Here is a 1,507-nt window from a genome sequence, read left to right as displayed (position 1 = left end):
TAAAATCAAAGCCTTCTTTAGGCACTAATTCACTTTCAAGACCTTTCCTTGTACCTACATATAGAATTTTAGCTTCATTATCCCTTTTTTTTATCTCCAAAGCTATTGATAGAGCTGGATATATATGTCCTCCAGTACCTCCCCCAGTTATTAGATATTTCATAATTTCAACTCCTATCCAATTTTACATGTCTAGATATATTTAGCAAAATTCCTACTGATGACATATAAAGTATTAGTGATGTCCCCCCATAACTAACAAAGGGAAGGGGTATTCCTGTTGTAGGTATGGATGATGTAACCACTGCAATATGGATTAAGGACTGAATTGTAATCAAAGCCACAATACCTGTGGCTAATAAACAACCAAATAAATCTTCAACATTTAACGCTATTCTAATACCTCTCCATATAAGCACCAGAAATAGTAAAATTACTGTTAGGCCACCTAAAAATCCTAATTCTTCTCCAATGATTGCAAATATAAAATCATTATGTGGTTCTGGAATATAAAAAAACTTCTGCCTGCTTTTCCCTAAACCTAGTCCAAATAATCCACCAGAACCTAATGCATATAAAGATTGAACTGCCTGCCATCCTGTATCCGCTTTATCAGCAAAAGGGTCTAGAAAAGCTGTTAGCCTTCTCATTCTATATTCATTATCATCACTAGTAATTGCCAATACCAATCCAACAGAAGCTACTGCAATCATTAAGAAAAGGTGGCTCACCTTCATGCCAGCTACAAAAAAAACACTCATCAAAGTCATAGCTAAAGTTACAGTAGTCCCTAGATCCTTCTGTAAATAAATCATTCCACATGATAAACCAATTATTATAATAGTGGGAATAGTTGTTTTTTTAAAGTCTTTCATAATATCCTTTCTTTTAGCTAAAAAAGCAGCTATAAAAATGATAGATCCTAGTTTTATTACATCTGAAGGCATAAAAGTTGTAAATCCTAAATCTACCCATCTTCTAGCCCCTTTTCTCACTATACCTAAAGGAGTAAATATTAAAAGACCACTTAATAAAGAACCAATATATATTAACTTGGACATTTTTTTAATAATTCTATAATCAAAATTCATAAAGAAAAGCATTGCAATTAATCCTAAAATAGATGCAAATATTTGTTTTTTTAAAAAATGGTATCCATCATTAAAAGATTTTATACCTTCTGGCCAAGATGAACTAAATACCATTATTATACCTATAAATACAAGGAGTAAAGTTGCTAAAAGTAAAGTGAAGTCACATGCCCTCTTTTTAACCTTTCTAGCCATTTTATTCCTCCTTTAAGCCATTAACTGCTTTCTTAAAATCATTTCCTCTTATTTCAAAACTACTATACATATCCCAAGAAGCACAAGCAGGTGATAAAAGTATATTATCCCCATTTTCTGCTAATTTATAGCTTTTTTTAACTGCTTCTTTCATGGTTTTTACTATATATATATTATTAAATCCATATTTTATAGCAGTATTCTTTATTTTTTCTTTAGTT

2 protein-coding genes and 1 pseudogene are annotated in these 1,507 nt (G+C 31.1%); all 3 read right to left on the bottom strand.

The annotated features are described in order from the left end of the window. The coding region (locus VK998_RS05720; RefSeq protein ID WP_325226458.1) for a glycosyltransferase at window positions 1–163 on the bottom strand (163 nt) is incomplete at its 3' end. Between the two features lie 4 nt (window positions 164–167). Next, window positions 168–1,286 carry a putative lipid II flippase FtsW gene (ftsW, locus tag VK998_RS05715; protein ID WP_325226456.1) on the bottom strand — a complete coding sequence of 373 codons (1,119 nt, stop codon included), beginning with the start codon at window positions 1,284–1,286 and terminating at the stop codon, window positions 168–170. Between the two features lies 1 nt (window position 1,287). Next, window positions 1,288–1,507 (bottom strand): annotated as a pseudogene (murD, locus tag VK998_RS05710) (UDP-N-acetylmuramoyl-L-alanine--D-glutamate ligase); the annotation flags it as partial.

The sequence above is a fragment of the Schnuerera sp. genome, from assembly GCF_035459645.1.
Taxonomy (GTDB): domain Bacteria; phylum Bacillota; class Clostridia; order Tissierellales; family Tepidimicrobiaceae; genus Schnuerera.
The sequence above is the reverse complement of the archived record's forward strand: the minus strand, read 5'-3'. Positions and strand labels throughout refer to the sequence as shown.